Here is a 17,524-nt window from a genome sequence, read left to right as displayed (position 1 = left end):
CGCAAATTAGTTAAAACACTGGAATCTCAATGACAAATTCTGTTCCTTCACCAAGCACAGAATTGCAACTCAACCGCCCATTATGAGTTTCCTCGACAATCTGACGAGCGATCGCTAATCCTAATCCTGTTCCTTTCCCAACTTCTTTTGTTGTAAATAGGTGGTCAAATATCCGCGTTCTAACCTCCTCTGACATCCCCTGACCGTTATCTTTGATGCGAATTGCTACCATGTTTTGCTCACTGGATACTTCGGTTTTAATTAGTATTTGGTGATGATTGTCTTGCGCTTGGGCAAAAGAAAGCCCCTCGCAGGATGTATCTAAGGCATCAATGGCATTAGCGAGGATGTTCATAAATACTTGATTCAACTGTCCTAAAAAGCACTTAACTGGTGGCAATTTTCCGTATTCAGTGATAACTTCAATTGCTGGACGTTTTTCGTTAGCTTTGAGGCGATACTTCAAAATCAACAGGGTACTCTCAATCCCTTCATGGAGGTTACAAGCAACTTTTTCGGTTGTATCGGCTCTGGAGAAGGTGCGGAGACTGATACTAATATCTTTGATCCTTTCTGAAGCCACCTTCATTGAGCCTACTAGTTTTGGTAAGTCTTCAGTCAAGAATTCTAGGTCAATTTCTTCGCCATGCTCAATGACTGCGATCGCCGGATTGGGATGATGTTGTTGGTAGGATTGGATATGAGCAAGTAAGTCTTGGATATAATCTTCGGCATTGTTGAGGCTGCCTTTGAGAAATCCAATGGGATTATTAATTTCATGTGCCACCCCAGCAACCAAATTACCCAAGGTTGCCATTTTTTCATTTTGCACCATTTGTAATTGGGTATGCTCAAGTTCTTGTAGCGATCGCTCTAACTCTTGGGCATAATTTTGAGATTCTTGATAAAGACGGGCATTTTCTAGAGAGATAGCAGCTTGAGTGCATAGCAGTTGGATTACTTCGGTGCGATCGCTTGTAAATGCACCAATTGTCAGCGGATTTTCGAGATATAGCAGCCCGATGAGTTTACCTTGATTTAACATCGGCGTACACAACACACTCTTAGGTTGTTGCTGTATGAAATATGAGTCGGCGATAAAATCAGTTTGTGCGGTTGCATCATCCAGCACAACAGTTTTTAAGCTGCGTTTGACATAGTTTAGCAGTGTAATGGGAATGCCTTCACTGGTTGACAATGGTGCAGATACCAGACTGACTCCTTCGTTGATGGTGGCTACAGCTTCAACCACTAAGTTGTTTTTTTGGAGTACAAGTAGAGCAGCTTTTTGTGCCCCAGCATTTTCCATCACCACTTGCAAAAGGGTAGTGAGTAATTGCTCTAATTGAATTTCACTGGAAAGAACTTGTGCGGCTTTAAAGATGGTGGCAAAATCAAGGGCTTCCGAGATACTGCTGCTAGAAAGATTTGTGTGGATGGTTTGATGTGGAAATGATGATGCATCGACGGTTGAACTCAGTTGCAAGCGATGATGCTGCCCTTGTAAGATGGGAGCCAGGAGTCGAGGATAGCGTTTTTCTAAGTCTTCAGTTTTGGCTTTAGCGCCCCAACGAGCGTAGCAGTAATAAGCTTCTTGCATATAAACTTGGGCGATTTTTTCTTTGCCCCAGTCGAGATAGAACTTGGCAGCTAGTTCATTGCTCAAGGCTTCTTCTTGGATATATTCGTTTTCTTTCGCTAGAGTTATGGCGCGATCATACAATTCTATTGCTGCTATTTTTTCGTCCAAAACTCGATGGCGTTCTGCTTCCACCAAATCAAATTTGTGCTGGAAATTCATCGGTGCAAGTTTGGCTCGAAACTGCAATTTTTCTTGATTTTCGCCAACCTTCAAAAGTAATTGCTCCTGTTGAGATGGTTCAGCCGTTGGATAGATAGCCAACCGAGATAAAGAATCGTAATAGTAGAAAACGGTCACAGATAACATTCCTGCGCCACCATTGAGGTATTGCTCTCCCTGATTTCCACTCTCAACTGCCGCCGAAAAATTCTCAAACAAATAACTGAGTGTTAACTTACTTAAGAAAAATATATGGAGTGTTAATTCATCCTTTTCTTGGAGAAGCGCAGATAAGAGTTCTTCTTGACAATCTTCACCAATCAGGGAGTCTGGATAGTCGCTATATTCAGTGAGATTTTTAATGGTTTGAGAAACGATATTAGACCAATTTAATAAGCGTTGATTTTGGGCATAATTAGACTCGTAAGCTTTGATATCTGCTAAAATAATTTCCAAAACTTCTGTACCACTTAAATAGACATAGAATAACTTAAAAATCATCGATGCCAGCACATGAAAAAAATCGCCTGTCTCTAATCCAAAAGTATGGGATTCCTGTAATAACCTAATTGAGGTGCGAATATGTTGTTTATTAAATTGATTCAATGCACCCACCTTAAATAGAGTCATGCTTTGAACAGATTTTGCTTGAAGTCTATCCACAAGCATTAAACCTAGCTGGCCAAATTCGTAGCCTGATTCGAGTTGGTTACAAATATTAAGTACAATTCCAAAATCTGCATATCCTGGTGCAGAAAGTGGTGCATTGCCGTATTTAAGAGATAAATTCACCTCTTCGCAAGCAATAATTGGGAACAGATAAGGGGCCGTTTGGTGGATGGCGGGAGCAATGCTAGCCATAATCCGTAAAGCAACCAAAGCTTTGGTATCATTCATCAATGGCAAATCAACTAAGCCCTCAATACTTCTGCCAGCCAAGGTAGAGAGCGTGTTGACTACAGATTGCTGAATGTCTGGAGGTGTTACTGATTCAGGTAATGTTACCCCAAGTTGAGCGAGAAGTTCACGCCCAATTGCGATCGCTTTGAATGATTGATTCCGCACCTGATAAGATTGGAGTTGCACTTCATAAACTTTCACTCTATCCAGTAAAGTGGTTGTTTTTTCAATCACTACTTGGATCGCAGATTCCATCTGGTCAAACTCGTTATTCAGAAAAGCAGCTTCGGCAGCTTCTTCGTATAAACTTCGAGTCAATTCGTATGCAATTTTCCAACTATTAATCGGTAGCAGTTGCATTCCAGAATAGAAGTAATGAATTGCTGCACCATAGGCGGTAGCTTCTTTCGCTTTTCGACCGGCATTCAGATTTAACTGAGCTAATTGTTGACGTTCAGCCGATTGGGTAATTAGCAGTATTCCTCGATTTAACTGACTGACAAGCTCAAAAATTCGCTCCTCTTGCTGTGATTCAGAGGTATTTTGTAAGAGTAATTGACCAATTTTAAGATGGGTAAATTGTTTCTCTGCATCTGGAATTAGAGAGTAAGCCGCTTGCTGCACGCGATCGTGTAAAAATTTATAGATAGGGACTTGAAAATTAGAATTTAATGGGTTTGAGTCAGAGTTATTATCACCATCTTGAAAAAATTTATAAACTTCACTAGTAGGTAAAACTAACCCTTCTTGTAAAGCTTTCCATAAAGATGCTGCCGTTTCGGTTTCCGATTGTTCAGAAACAATTGCTAAGGTTCGCAAATCAAACTGGTTGCCAATACACGCAGCTAATTTCAACACATTTTGTGTTGCGGCTGGCAACTTCTGCAACTGTAGCGCTACGAACTCTACCACATCATCCGTAAGGGCAAGTGCCTTCACAGCAGCAATATCACATTGCCAGTAACCTTGAGCAAAATTAAAAGTAATCAGTCCATCTTCATATAATACTTTGAGAAAGTGCGTTGCAAAAAATGGATTTCCTTGAGTTTTTTGATAGACGAGTTGCGTTAGTGGTTGAGCAGTTTTACTCGAACAACTCAAGGTATCAACTACCAATTTATTTAAACTAGCTTTACTTAACGGGGCTAAAGTAATGCTGTGAATCGTCGCATTGGCTTTGCGAATCTCCGCTAAAGTCAACATCAACTGATGCGCGGTAGATACTTCATTATCTCGATAAGCCCCAATTAAAAGTAAAGCTCCACTTCCTAACTCGCTCATCAACAACTGCATTAATTTCAGTGAAGCAGAATCAGCCCACTGCAAATCATCGAGAAAAATTACTAATGGATGTTCTTTTGTGGTAAATACCTGAATGAACTTTTGAAAGAGTAAATTGAAGCGATTCTGGGCTGCACTTGGTGAAAGTTCCGTTGCAGGTGGTTGTTGACCAATAATTTGTTCTAATTCGGGAATTACCTCAAGAATAACTTGCCCCTCATCCCCCAGCACTTGTAAAATTTTATTTTTCCAAGTTGACAATTGGACATCACTTTCACTCAGTAATTGTCCCATTAAGTCTCGAAACGCCAGCACAAAAGCGGAGAAGGGAATATTCCGATTAAATTGGTCAAATTTGCCTTTGATGAAGTAGCCCCGTTGCCGGACAATAGGTTTGTGAACCTCGTTAACTAAAGCAGTTTTACCAATACCAGAAAAACCAGCCACCAGCATTAATTCTGTTTGGTTGTTGGTAACGCGGTCAAATGCTTTTAGCAGAGTTTCAACTTCATGCTCACGCCCATAGAGTTTTTCTGGGATAATAAAGCGATCGCACACATCACGTTGAGCAATAGGGAAACTGACAATTTTCCCCGTCTCTTTTAGCTCATGTAAACAATTTTCTAAATCATATTTCAGCCCAAATGCGCTCTGATAGCGGTCTTCGGCATTTTTCGCCATCAATTTGCTAACAATAGATGAGAGTACAGGCGCAATTTGTGGATTAATCTCATGTACTAAAGGCGGAAGTTTGGCAATATGACAATGTATCAATTCCATCGATTCGTGCGATTGAAATGGTAATTGCCCTGTTAGTAATTCGTAAAAAGTTACACCCAGAGAATAAAAATCAGTCCGGTAATCAATCCCCCGATTCATCCGTCCAGTTTGCTCTGGAGACAAATAGCCAAGCGTCCCTTCAAGTACATTAGGACTCATGAGGCTTTGAGTTTCTCGTGGCAATAGAGATGCAATACTAAAATCTATTAACTTAACTTCTTTAGTTTCTGGATTAATTAAAATATTGGCAGGTTTAATATCTTTGTGAATGATCCGATGACGAATTAGAATATCTAATGTATTGCACAGTGCGATCGCAATTTGTAAAAACTCCATCAGAGATTCTACCCTTCCCCCCACTCCCCATTCCCTACTCCCTACTCCCCATTCTTTAAGAGAAATTCCCCCAAAGTCTTCCATCACTAACGCATAGCCATTCTGATAGGGTTCCAGACTGTAGGTTTGGATGATTCCAGGTAGATTCAAATTTTTGGCGATGGTGAACTGATTGCGAAACTGTACCAATTCGCTGAAGCTGGGATAAGCAGTTTTCATCAGCTTAATCACCACAGATTTTTGGTCAGTTTCTCGATTAGCGCGATAAACCAAGGTTCGAGAACCGTTGTAGAGTTCTTTGCTAACGTGATATCCGGGAATGCTGACCATAGGGCTTAATTCTTGAAACCTCAGTATTTAGGTTTCCCAAAAATATGGCAATCTTTACTGTGAGATCGCTTATTTTAAACTGATTTAATTGAAGAAGAATACAGAATTCAGAATAAATCAGTGGCGGGTCTGAATCCCCCACTGAATTGCTGCACTACCAAATTTTCAATTTGGTAGGGGCTTTAAACTCAGTTATTCAGACGCGACTCGAAAATACTTGCTCTAAGAGGGTGTTTGAAAAGTCTCCTCGTCGGTATCAAAACGTTTTCGATCCCCCTAAATCCACGCCACTTGCTCATGGGGGAAACCCCCAAGACCGCAGTGGCTCCCCTTAAAAAGGGGGACTTTAAGGATTTTCCCCCCTTTTTAAGGGGGGTTAGGGGGGATCAACCAGTGCTTAAAATCACAGCTAACCACTTTTCAAACATCCTCTAAGCGTACTCCTATGGAGAAGCAAGCTACGCGTTAGCGTCTCTGAAAGAGAAGGCTTTACGCTGCGCTATCCGCTTTTTCGGTCAGAATTCATTCTGTTAGCGATAGCGGGGCGTTTAGCCCATTCTGACTCCTGACTCCTGAATTCTGTTCCATTATTAAAGCCCCCAAATTCTAACTGATTTTGGGAGCAAATAATTTTAAGTTCACCGCGACGCCGTTTTACCTAAGTTTATGACCTGGGTTTATCCAGGTGGGAACCTAAATTCCTCGTTTAAAGTTTCCGGGTACATGCCCGGTATACTGCCACGAGAACAGTTGATTCCCTTGTCATTAAAGGCATAGATCAAAAAACTTGATGGCAGTCACCAACGTCGTAGTGCAACTCACTCATTATAGCTTTTCAAAAGATGTTGTGTGTTCAACATCGAAAGTTTCTGCTCAATTTACCTGGGATACCAGATAGATTCTATGGTGTGGGCGATGGCACTTGGCGATTCTCGATTTTGATCGTCCAGCAAAACGGTGACATGACCTAACTTTCGCCCAGGACGTGATTCTGTTTTCCCATACCAGTGAACGTGCGCCTGGGGAATCTCCGCTATTTGTTGGCGTTGGCTTTGGTAGTCGCTGTGAGAATTTTCATACCCCAACAGGTTGACCATTACAGCACCAGCGCACTGTAAAGCTGGATTCCCTAAAGGTAAACCACAAACCGCTCTCAGGTGTTGTTCAAACTGAGAAGTTTCGCAAGCGTCAAGAGAAAAATGCCCAGAATTGTGGGTACGGGGCGCAATTTCGTTTACCAGAATTTTGCCATCAGCACTGAGAAATAGCTCAATTCCAAAAATTCCTACTACTTCTAGGCTATTTAATAGAGTATGTGCGATCGCTTGAATTTCTGCTACTTGATTGGGTGTAATCTCGGCTGGCGCAATCACCCGCCGACATACTTGTTGTTCTTGTTGGGTTTCCACTACTGGATAAGTGATAATTTCTCCCTCTACAGAACGAGCTGCAATTATTGCTAGTTCTCTTTCAAAGGGGACAAATTCTTCTAACAAAAAAAGTGAGTGATTGAAAGTTTTTGTTGTGCTTTCATCACTTAACTTTTGTTCTAAAGTAGCAAAATCCTGAATTATGAAAGTACCTTGGCCATCATAACCATGACGGCGGGATTTCAAAACTACTGGAAAACCTAGATATTCTATTTTTGATTGGAGATTTTCTACCTCCTCAAGGGCGAAAAATTGAGGAACTGGTAAGCCCAAATCCCGTAAATAGCAACGCTGATGATATTTATCTAAAAGAGGAGCTAAAGCTTCTAATCTCGGACGGAAACAAACACCTTGCTGTCCTAAAATAGATAAAGCTTGCAGGTTAACAAATTCGTTTTCAAAGGTGATAACATCGCATTTTTGAGCTAATATTTCCGTAGCATTTGCATCATCAACTGGTGCGAAAATAGTTTCCTGAGCGATTGACACGGCCGGGTCGTGAACGCTTGGAGTTTGTACTACTAATTCTACTCCTAGCTTCTGTGCTGCATCTGCCATCATCCAGGCTAGTTGTCCGCCACCAATTACACCAACACGTTTCATTGACATCCTAGAGAATCACGAGTTTGCACGCCTGTTTTGGAATTCACACCACTGGCTTTTTCGCACAGTTCTTTGATTTGTGCCCTATCCAAAATTGCATCTGTAAAATCTGCACCGTCTATATTTACATCATTAAAGATGGCGCGGAGCAAAAGAGCTTCTTTGAAAACTGCATCGCTCAAATCTGCCTTAGTCAAGTTTACCTGATCGACCATTGCATTCGTTAAATCCGCTCCGTGGAGATTTGCTTTTGTCATCACCGAAGCGCTCATGACTGCTCCTCGTAAGTCAGCATTTGAAAAGTTAGCCAGTTCCATATTGGCGTTAGAAAACTCCGCTGCTTGCAAGCTTTCACCAGAAAAATCGCGTCTTGACAACTCTGCATTGCTAAATGAAAGGGGATGAGTCCAGTCTACTGCCAATGCGGGATCAGCCACGCACCAGATAATAATTCCGAGAAGGAACGCCAACCCTTGGCGCCAAAACATATCGAGAGCTAATTTGGTGTCTAATCGCTGCATTTTATTACCGCATTTGAATATTAGTAAGACTGGATCATCCTAATTGAGACTCGCAGCCTGACTACTGGACTTGGAGAACGTGTATTTCCGTTGCTTAATATTTTGTAACGCAAAAAGAGCATCAGCTTCTCACCTTGAGCAAAATTATCCCTGCTACTTGAGGTAGAGAGCGGCAATCTGCGATCGCACTAAAATTAAATATCACGACAATAGATTGCAATGACTAAGTATAAGTTACCTGTCACATCAAGCAAGTTTTAGCAAAACATAGACCCAGAGCATAATCTATCGCTTTTGATGCAGATAAAATTTGAGATTACTAACTCTAAAGGAATAGTTTAGCTGGATAAAGCAATCCTTATGACTAGCTATGTCTACAACTTGTTGATTTGTTCACAATTCTTCATTCTTAGATTTGAATTTCAGGATATAAAGAGTTTTATTGAGCAGTAATACTCACCAACTTATTTACGTTTCTTGACTTTCAATTTCTCAAGTAAAGTTTATTGTCTTTTAAATTCAACAGACCCGATCAACTGTTAGTCTTTTAATTAATGAAAGCAAGGTTTGAGCGTAATCATAAGCGTCTCAATTGCTTAACAAAGCTTAAAGGTTGGATAATTAGCGTTAATTTTATAGCGATTAATTAGTTCTTCAGGAATCTCCAAGAGTTTACATTCACCAAGTACACAACTTCCACAAACCAAACTCCGAAACCCGATGATGAATCATTACTCACTTCAATGGATTGAGGCATGGTGCCAAGAAAATGGCTGGACAGATTTATTTGTCGAACGACGTAACAACTTCTGGGCTTTCCCTCCGGGTGGGGTAATGCCAGAACCAATCCCAGTTCATGTTCTTAGATTGATTAAAGCCGAAAAAGGACTGACTATTGAAGAACGACTGTGGTCGATGTCAGCAGTAATTGGCACAATCCTAGCTATTCTTTTTACCTTTTGGTTTCAGTCGCCGATGCCATTAGTTTTAGCTTTCGCTTTGAACGCCGTTACGGTGGCTCAATTTGAACTTGAAGATGCCTAAATTCTTATTTTTGGCTTTGCGATTAAAGACTGCTCTTGTCTAATTTTAGTAAGAGCAGTTTTTAATTTTTAAGAAGAAAGAATTCAGGAGTCAGGCGTCAGGAGTCAGAATTGAATTCTGTACGACTCGCTACCGCTGCAAATCAATAAGCTATCCGCAGCGGGAACGTAGAGAGCATCTTAATTCTGAACCCTTCTTCAATTATTTGTATATAGCAATCCTAAATGAGTTGTGAAAATGCGCGATGTCCAGATACCCGACTTCTCGAAGAAGTCGGGTATCTAATTTTTCACGAATGATTTAGGATTGCCATAGCAGCCTTCTAGTCTATTCGGACATAACAATTAGAAATAACTAACATCCTCTAGGATCAGCTAGCAGGTACAGCTATTTTACTGTGTTTGCTAACGTAGTTCACAAATAATTGCTTTAATCGGGGACTAACGCCAGCATGTTCAAAGAATCCAAAGCCGAGATTTCTTGCTTTTGCTAAGGTTTCTTCTGGCGTTAATCCTTCCTGGATAGCGATACTCAACAACGCAATTCCAGTCGATCGCATCCCGGCGGCACAATGCACAACTGCTGGTTTCGGGATTTGTTCGAGTGTTGTGAGGATTTTGGTAATCACCTCTTCATTCAAATTTTTGAGATCCACCTTGAGTGGAACATTTTGATAATACAGCCCCAATGCTTCCGCTATTTTTTGCTCATCCTGAGAAAATCCTAGTTCATCAGGCGATCGCAAATTGAGAACAGACTTAAAACCCTCTTGAATAGCTTGCTCAAGCTGTTTTGGTATGACTTGTCCTGTTGTTGTCAAGTTTTCGTTAATTTGTATGGCGTTGATCACATTCACTCCTTCTAACTTTCTAGATGTCTTCCAGCTTGCTAAATACTCTAAGAGAACAAGCTTTGAGAAGATATTCAAAATAAACACAACAAAATTAGCCAAATATCACAATATATTGCTTGATTACTTCAAAATTTGTCTTTTGAAGTTGGTTATTTTATTGCTTTATCCATAATATACGGTTTATCGATAGTATTAGTGGTGATTAGAGCTTATTATACTTTTCATCGATAAAATTACCGTAGATTATATTTCAGGAGTTATACTATTGGGCAAGTTGGGGGAGCAATTGGATCGAGATTTTCGCGAACAAGTGTATAAATAGAACAATTCTTCTTTTTAAACTGGGCAAATAGTCCAAGACTAAAATTTTCATTCATACTGCTTTCCCCCTGCCCCCTGCCTCCAACCCCAGCCCTGAACCTATGAGCGCTAACGAAATATCCCTTCGACCTGCCCAAGAAACAGATGCGTGGGTGCTGAGTGCAATTCATATTGCTGCTATTAAAGCTCTACCTGCAACTTTCTACACCCAAAAAGAACTTTTAGCTTGGCGCAATTACCGCGATAAACCTGATGGTTCAAATATCTTGAAGAGTATGAAAACAGAATCTTTTTGGGTTGCGATCGAGGGTGATGTTGTTATCGGTTTTGCTAGTTTCATTGTTGATGAACTAATCGGGCTGTATGTGCATCCTAAATATCAAGGTAAAGGGATTGGCCGTGCTTTAGTTCAACATTTTTGTGACGAAGCAACTGAGCAAGGCATAGATAAGGTAATTACAACTGCTAGCCTTTATGCTGAAGGGTTTTATTTACGACTAGGATTTACTGCCATCCAAAAAGCACCTCATTATTTAAGAAGTGGGATATTTGTTCCAGTTACTAAAATGAGTAAAACATTAGCTACCACACCAAAATAAATTTGAGAAGGTAAATATTTTCAATAACTTTAAAAATGTTGGCATAAACACTATTTTCATCAAATTACGACCACTTTTTCTACATAATCTATGATGAAAGTAAGTACTTGCCAGCATAAATGCATAAAACCATCCGTTCCTCAACTCTCACCCGTACACGTTTGATAGAAGCCGCCTTGCAGGTATTTGCCAGTTTAGGTGTTCAAGGAGCAACTACCCGTGAAATAGCTCGTGTTGCTGGTGTGAATGAGGTGACTTTATTTCGCCACTTTGCTAGCAAAGAACAACTTCTGGGAGCGGTAATGAAAAATGCCTTAGCACTCCAGACAGAAGCTCTTGCACACCCCGAAGCGTGGACACAGGATCTAAAAATTGATTTAAAACAGTATGCCCATCTTTACAATACTATGCTAGAGACACAGGAGGACTTAATTCGTACCTTCATTGGAGAAGCCAAACGTCATCCAGAGGCAGCCAAACAAGTGATTCAAGAAGCTGCCAAGCCCTTAGCGGAAAAACTAGTGGCTTACCTGCAATCGAGTCAGAAGCGAGGCACTGTCCGAGCAGACCTCGATCCATTTCCGGCTGTCGATATGTTTACAGGAATGCTGTTAGCTGGAATGCTATGCCGCAGTGCAAAATTCAATTCCAGCAACTATAGCTGTGAGGACTATATCGAAACCTGTGTAGATATTTTTGTGCGTGGTATCAGTACTACTCCCCTTTAAGGTTGATACAAATAGGCAGGAAGGGAGTAGGGAGCAGGGAGAAAGGGGAAAGAGTTAGAGACAAATTATTGTTTCTGAATTCTTCTTTAAGTTCAACCGATATAAATACCAGCTTATTTATTTATATACATAAAGATAAAAGTAGAGCGATCGCCACTAACTAAAAGCGCTTGTTGTTTTGCCAACACTTGTTTGCGTAAATCTTCGGTAATTCACTCTCACTTTAAGATAATTTAATTATCAACGCACAGCTTTCAAGGTATCGAAAAGTAACTTATAGCGCTTAAAACCTGCTTCATACAAAGGATTTGGCTGTGGCTGTACGACATTACTAGCCTGCGGTAAAATGTTGAGTGCAGCTTCTAAATTGGGATAAACACCAATCCCCACCATTGCCAAAATAGCAGCTCCATAAGCAGCTCCTTCTTCAGCTTTGGGAGCAATAAGTTTAGTTTGCAGAACATCTGCCAAAATTTGTAACCAGATGTGAGAGCGTGCGCCTCCACCCGTTGCTAAAAGTTGATCGAGGGGAGCGATCGCACTAATTACCTCCAATGCTTCTCGCAAGCTAAATGCAACCCCTTCCAGCACTGCACGAGTTATATCTGCTTGCGTATGAGCTAATAATAAATTCACGAAAGCACCACGAGTATCTGGATCGAGGTGGGGACTGCGCTCTCCTGCAAGGTGGGGTAGAAATAGAACACCACGCGCCCCAGGCTGCGATCGCTCTGCCATATCCATCAACTCGGTGTAGGATATATGCGGTGCAAATGTATCTCGATACCAACGCAGAGAACCACCTGCCGCTAGCGTCACTCCCAGCAGATGATAGCCACCATCCACATGGCAGAACAAATGTACCCGACCTTCTGGATCGGGAATTGGGCGATGTCTACGACGGGCTACGCCTACGCACGGTGCAAAGATCACTCCTGATGTACCGATACTCAAACTACCCCGGCTCAGGTTGCTTGATGAGATGCCCAAACCAATGGCTGCTGCGGCATTGTCACCTCCACCTGCGACTACGGGTAATCCCACAGGTAATCCCACACGGGCAGCTATCTCTGATTTTAACCGTCCAGCGATCGCGGTAGATTCGATGACTAGGGGAAACAACGCTGGTTTTATATTGAGAGCATGGAGAATATTTGTATCCCATTGCCGATTCGCCAGATTCAGACAGCCGATACCAGAGGCATCAGATGGTTCTGTCACTGGCTCACCCGTTAGCACATATCCCAGATAATCCTTTGGTAAAAGAATTTGCCACAGCCGAGCATAGGCTTGTGGTTCTTCAGCCCGCAACCATAAGAGCTTTGGCAGTTGAAACCCCGTAATTGCCGGATTTCCAGTCCGCTGGATCAACTCGTGACGGGGAATAGCAGCTTCTATCTCAGCAACAGCTTTACCTGTGCGCTGGTCATTCCACAAAATTGCTGGTCTGATTGCTTTGCCTTCTGCATCGAGAGGAACCATACCATGCATTTGTCCAGACAAACCGAGTGCGATCGGTCGATGTTCATCTAGCTGTTGAGTAACATCTAAAAGAGCATCCAAACTTGCTTCAATCCAATCCGATGAGTTCTGTTCCGTCCAACCGGGTTGTGGAGTTAACAGGGGATAGCTTCTGGTTGTCTGAGCGATAATTTGTCCTTGTAGATTAACTGCGATCGCTCGTACTCCTCCTGTACCCAAGTCTAAGCCAACTACGATGTCACTCAATTGCTCCTCCAAATTCTTAATCGTGATATATTCCTACACTGAACTGCAAGCATTACTGAGTAGGCTTATCAGCGGCTCTGGTTATTGCTTGATATCATGTCCGCTTGATTACTTACTAAACCCCAAGAACCCCACCCCGCCAAAGCTGCGCTTTGTCTCCCCTCCCCGCTTGCGGGGAGGGGTGCAATGACTGTGGAAATCATAACTAATTATGCGGACATGATATGAGACGTTAAATTTTCTCCAACATCTGCCAATATGGCAAGACTTAATAAGTTTTATTATATTTACTTTATTAAGAGGATATCAGAGAAGTATCAAATATTTCTTCATCCCCCCTAATCTCCCTTAAAAAAGGGGGGAATAAGAGTCTTAAAGTCCCCTTTTTAAGGGGGATTTAGGGGGAGATATAAGGGTTAGATGTATACAAAAAAACTTTTCAGACATCCTCTAAGATTAGGACTTACAAATTGACAAAAAATAGTACCCATGTATACTAAACAGAACAAGTCTTAGTGAGATTGTTCACAATATACTCGCGCACCACTAAAAATTCATACTAATTGAAAATTGTATTTTCAGAACACATTTTCTCTCAACGAACAAATGCTTGAAGTGAACAAAATATGTGTGTTTTAATTGCATGGCTATCTCTAACCATGAATCGACAAATACCACATACTTGTTTTATCGCTCTGTGAAAACTTTCAATTCTCCAATGAGTATCAGGAATTGTCACAAATTTTCCGATACCTGCTTTTGACGACACTCATTTTTAACTGCATTATCTTAGCAATCTGTCAATGCGTAAGTCTTAAAAAACAGCTTTCCGGAATTCTTAATTTTAGCTTTGGAGTAACATTTATCCCTTTCCAATCTGGCAGGGTTTAATACATTCATCAAGGGTGGGAGATGGTTAAGGAACAAGCTACTCAGCCACAAAAAATTTTGATTCTGGCAGCAATTCCCCACGGTTTGCGCTTGGATAAAGAAATGAGAGAAGTTGAAGAATGTATCCGACGTGCTGTAAGACGAGATATATTTGATGTTGATATTAGAACTGCTGTTAGACCCCAGGATATTCGCAGGGCGATCGCAGAAGAAAAACCCACAATCGTGCATTTCTGCGGACACGGTTTAGAAGATGGAAGTTTATTGTTAGAAGATAACGGGGGACAGAACAAAGTTGTGCCACCAGAAGGGCTGGCATCTCTTTTTGAGTTACACGCAGATTATGTAAACTGTGTGCTACTAAATGCTTGCCACTCTGTCAAATCTGCTGAGGCAATTAGTAAATATATTAATTATGCCATTGGCATGAACCAGGAGATTCAGGATCAATCTGCAATCCAGTTTGCTCAAGGTTTTTATGATGGATTGGGTTACGCAACTTCAAAAATTCAAGATGTATTTCCAAGAGCATTTCAGGAAGGTTTAGTGGCGATTAAACTAGAAAGCCTTTCCCAAGCCGAGATTCCAGTTATCAAAACCAGAATAAATATAGATAAATCACAAAAACCAAAGGAGATTTCTTTAATGGAGGCTATTTCCCTGATTATTACTGCTTTAGTTGCTGGTGCTGGTGCTGCTGCTAAGGATACTGCTGGAACAGCCGTTAAAGATGCCTATCAGGGGTTGAAAAGCTTGATTAAGAAGAAGCTTGAAGGTGATGTTCTTGGACAAGCGATGGTAGATGCTAAACCAGAAGAAATCAAGCAAGCTGAAGGTTTGTTAAAAGATAAAATTACCAAAGCTGGTGCTGATCAAGATCAGGAAATAGTTAAAGTGGCTCAGGATTTACTCGAAAAACTTAAAGAACAACCTGGGGAACAGGAAATAATTAATCAAACTCAAACCAACACAGTGAGTGGAAACACTGTCAGTGGAAATTTGAACTTTTCACCAGTTCAACAGAAAAATTAAGGATACCAAAATCATGAGCGAGTCAATTCCAAATGATTCATCTCAAGAACAAGAAAATCTATTCAAAGATAATAATGTTGGCCGTGACTTAACTTTCGCTCCTGTACAGATCATAAACTACTACTATCGAGAAGAAGCAATATTAGTACCTGCTGATTATAAGGACTCTGATAGTAAAAATATCCCTTGCCCTTATCGCGGTTTGTTTCACTTTAGTCCCAATGATGCGGAGTTTTTCTTTGGACGTGAGGTATGTACAGGAGAACTTTTCGCAGCAACTCAAAGCTGCAATTTTATACCAGTTTTGGGTGCTTCTGGAAGCGGCAAATCTTCGATAGTTCTGGCGGGACTGGTGCCCAAACTTCAAAATGAAGGTCACTGGCTATTTACTCACTTCCGTCCCGATTCAGATCCTTTCCATGCCCTGGCTTTGGCGCTAGTTCCACTTTATACTCAAGATTTGAATGCTACTGAACGGATAGCTCAAGCTCGTCAGTTAGCAAAATACTTGCAGAATAGGGATGTGCTTCTAGCTGATGTATTTGGCCAGATTCACCAAAATCATCCCACGCATCAGGTCTTGCTAATTGCCGATCAATTTGAAGAAATTTACACTCTATGTACGGATCAGATAATTCGCCGTAGTTTCCTGGATACTTTATTAGCTAGCTTTCCATCTTGCCCTTCTCAATCACACTACAAGCATATACTTGTTGCAACAATGCGGGCAGATTTCTTGGGAAATGCGCTACTGTATCCCCCTTTTGGAGATTTATTAAAAACTGATATCAAGCTTATTAGGTCAATGAATTATGAAGAACTTGAGCAAGTAATTGTTAAGCCTAGTGAAAAGTTGGGAGTCACTTTTCAAGAGGGATTGGTAAAACGCATTTTGGATGATGTCGAGTCAGAACCCGGTAATTTACCTCTGTTGGAGTTTGCATTAACCCAATTGTGGAAACGGCGAAAGGGAAAACAGTTAACTCATGTAGCTTATGAAGACATTGGTGAGGTAAAAGGTGCGCTAGCTCGTCATGCTAATGAAAAATATGGTAATTTGACACCTCATGAGAAGAAAAAAGTACGGCGAATCTTCATCCAATTGGTGCGTCCGGGGGAAGGAACAGAAGATACGCGGCGATTGGCGACGAAAGCCGAATTGGGTGAAGCAAGCTGGGGATTGGTGAAACAATTGGCAGATGCGCGATTAGTAGTTACCAGTCGTAATCCTGAAGATCAAGAAACAGTGGAGGTTGTCCATGAAGCGCTGATTCGCAATTGGAGTCAATTACGAGAATGGATGGACACAGACCGTAGTTTTCGCGCTTGGCAAGATTGGGTGCGGATAGCAATCAATCAATGGAAACAGACGCAGCAAGATGAAGGGGCATTGCTACGCGGTGCAGCATTGGTGGAGGCGGAAGAAAAGCTGAAACAACGCCAAGAGTATCTGTGCCAAGAGGAGCAAGAATTTATCCAAGCTAGTGTAGCACTGCGCGATCGCGAACAAAAGGAGCAAGAACGCAGAAGGTGGAGTGAGGAAATCAATCAAATTAATTTGTTAGCTCAAGTTTCTGATGGATTTTTGTACAAAGATAAACGTAAAGCGGTCAAATCAAGTGTAATGGCTGCTGAAAAAATGCTTGGTTTACTCTCGCTAGGTGCAAATGTAGATGCAAATACCCGCACTCAGGTAGAACTGGCATTATTAAATACAATTCATAATGTTGTCGCACCCAACACTTTGGGAGGACACGCAAACTCGGTGAATGGAGTCAGCTTCAGCCCCGATGGCAAGGTATTGGCTTCTGCTAGTTCTGATAATACGGTGAAATTGTGGGATACCTCTACATGGAAAGAAATTCAAACTTTAACTGGGCATACAAACTCGGTAAATGGAGTCAGTTTCAGCCCCGATGGCAAGGTATTGGCTTCTGCTAGTTCTGATAAGACAGTGAAACTGTGGGATATCTCCACTGGTAAAGAAATTCAAACCCTGAGTGGACACATAAACTCGGTTAGTGGGGTGAACTTCAGCCCCGATGGTAAGCTGTTGGCTTCTGCTAGTTCTGACACCACCGTGAAACTTTGGGATATCTCCACTGGTAAAGAAATTCAAACTCTGAGTAACTATACAGAAGAGGTTACGTGGGTGAGCTTCAGCCCCGATGGTAAGGTGTTGGCTTCTGCTAGTTCTGACAGCGTAAAACTGTGGGATATCTCCACTGGTAAAGAAATTCAAACCCTCACTGGGCATAACAACCCGGTTAATGGGGTTGGCTTCAGCCCCAATGGTAAGGTGTTGGCTTCTGCTAGTTCTGACAGCGTAAAACTGTGGGATATCTC

The 17,524-nt window shown here is 41.5% G+C and carries 9 protein-coding genes, 1 other RNA gene and 2 pseudogenes; 5 read left to right on the top strand and 7 right to left on the bottom strand.

The features are described from left to right. Positions 1 to 10: 10 nt before the first annotated feature. The 4 genes from RMX69_RS18770 to RMX69_RS18755 form a co-directional block, all read right to left on the bottom strand. Entirely contained in the window at positions 11 to 5,428 is a 5,418-nt protein-coding gene (locus tag RMX69_RS18770; protein WP_322638355.1) for an AAA family ATPase, read from the bottom strand. Between the two features lie 634 nt (positions 5,429 to 6,062). Beyond that, a non-coding RNA gene (gene ssrS / locus RMX69_RS18765) (6S RNA) lies at positions 6,063 to 6,246 on the bottom strand. A gap of 60 nt (positions 6,247 to 6,306) precedes the next feature. Beyond that, positions 6,307 to 7,461, bottom strand: coding sequence for a 5-(carboxyamino)imidazole ribonucleotide synthase (locus RMX69_RS18760; protein ID WP_322638378.1), 1,155 nt, complete (start codon positions 7,459 to 7,461; stop codon positions 6,307 to 6,309). Further along, on the bottom strand, positions 7,458 to 7,949 hold the full coding sequence (locus RMX69_RS18755) for a pentapeptide repeat-containing protein (protein WP_069070047.1): 492 nt from the start codon (positions 7,947 to 7,949) through the stop codon (positions 7,458 to 7,460). The genes RMX69_RS18760 and RMX69_RS18755 overlap by 4 nt, the downstream gene beginning before the upstream one ends. Positions 7,950 to 8,702: 753 nt before the next feature. Between RMX69_RS18755 and RMX69_RS18750 the strand changes: the two genes are divergently transcribed. Further along, positions 8,703 to 9,026 carry a hypothetical protein gene (locus RMX69_RS18750; protein ID WP_176726984.1) on the top strand — a complete coding sequence of 108 codons (324 nt, stop codon included), beginning with the start codon at positions 8,703 to 8,705 and terminating at the stop codon, positions 9,024 to 9,026. Positions 9,027 to 9,396: 370 nt separating this feature from the next. Here RMX69_RS18750 and RMX69_RS18745 read toward each other — a convergent pair whose 3' ends face one another. Next, entirely contained in the window at positions 9,397 to 9,876 is a 480-nt protein-coding gene (locus RMX69_RS18745; protein WP_289800017.1) for a beta-lactamase hydrolase domain-containing protein, read from the bottom strand. A 425-nt stretch (positions 9,877 to 10,301) separates the two neighbouring features. On the opposite strand from RMX69_RS18745, the gene RMX69_RS18740 reads away from it, so the two are divergent. Both RMX69_RS18740 and RMX69_RS18735 read left to right on the top strand, forming a co-directional pair. Beyond that, positions 10,302 to 10,799: a GNAT family N-acetyltransferase gene (locus RMX69_RS18740; protein ID WP_289797509.1), complete on the top strand. Its 498-nt coding sequence runs from the start codon at positions 10,302 to 10,304 to the stop codon at positions 10,797 to 10,799. 119 nt (positions 10,800 to 10,918) lie between these two features. After that, the gene (locus RMX69_RS18735) at positions 10,919 to 11,527 is read left to right on the top strand and encodes a TetR/AcrR family transcriptional regulator (protein WP_289797510.1); all 609 of its coding nucleotides are present in this window, start codon (positions 10,919 to 10,921) and stop codon (positions 11,525 to 11,527) included. Between the two features lie 240 nt (positions 11,528 to 11,767). Here the strand turns inward: RMX69_RS18735 and xylB are convergent, their stop codons facing one another. Beyond that, on the bottom strand, positions 11,768 to 13,255 hold the full coding sequence (gene xylB / locus RMX69_RS18730) for a xylulokinase (RefSeq protein ID WP_322638354.1): 1,488 nt from the start codon (positions 13,253 to 13,255) through the stop codon (positions 11,768 to 11,770). A gap of 496 nt (positions 13,256 to 13,751) precedes the next feature. Further along, positions 13,752 to 14,000: pseudogene (locus RMX69_RS18725) on the bottom strand (IS701 family transposase); the annotation flags it as partial. Positions 14,001 to 14,167: 167 nt separating this feature from the next. Here RMX69_RS18725 and RMX69_RS18720 point away from each other — a divergent pair. Next, positions 14,168 to 15,178 carry a CHAT domain-containing protein gene (locus tag RMX69_RS18720; protein ID WP_322638353.1) on the top strand — a complete coding sequence of 337 codons (1,011 nt, stop codon included), beginning with the start codon at positions 14,168 to 14,170 and terminating at the stop codon, positions 15,176 to 15,178. Between the two features lie 13 nt (positions 15,179 to 15,191). Continuing rightward, positions 15,192 to 17,524, top strand: a pseudogene (locus tag RMX69_RS18715) (hypothetical protein); the annotation flags it as partial.

The sequence above is a fragment of the Nostoc sp. EspVER01 genome (genome assembly GCF_034530635.1).
GTDB lineage: Bacteria > Cyanobacteriota > Cyanobacteriia > Cyanobacteriales > Nostocaceae > Nostoc.
The sequence above is the reverse complement of the archived record's forward strand: the minus strand, read 5'-3'. Positions and strand labels throughout refer to the sequence as shown.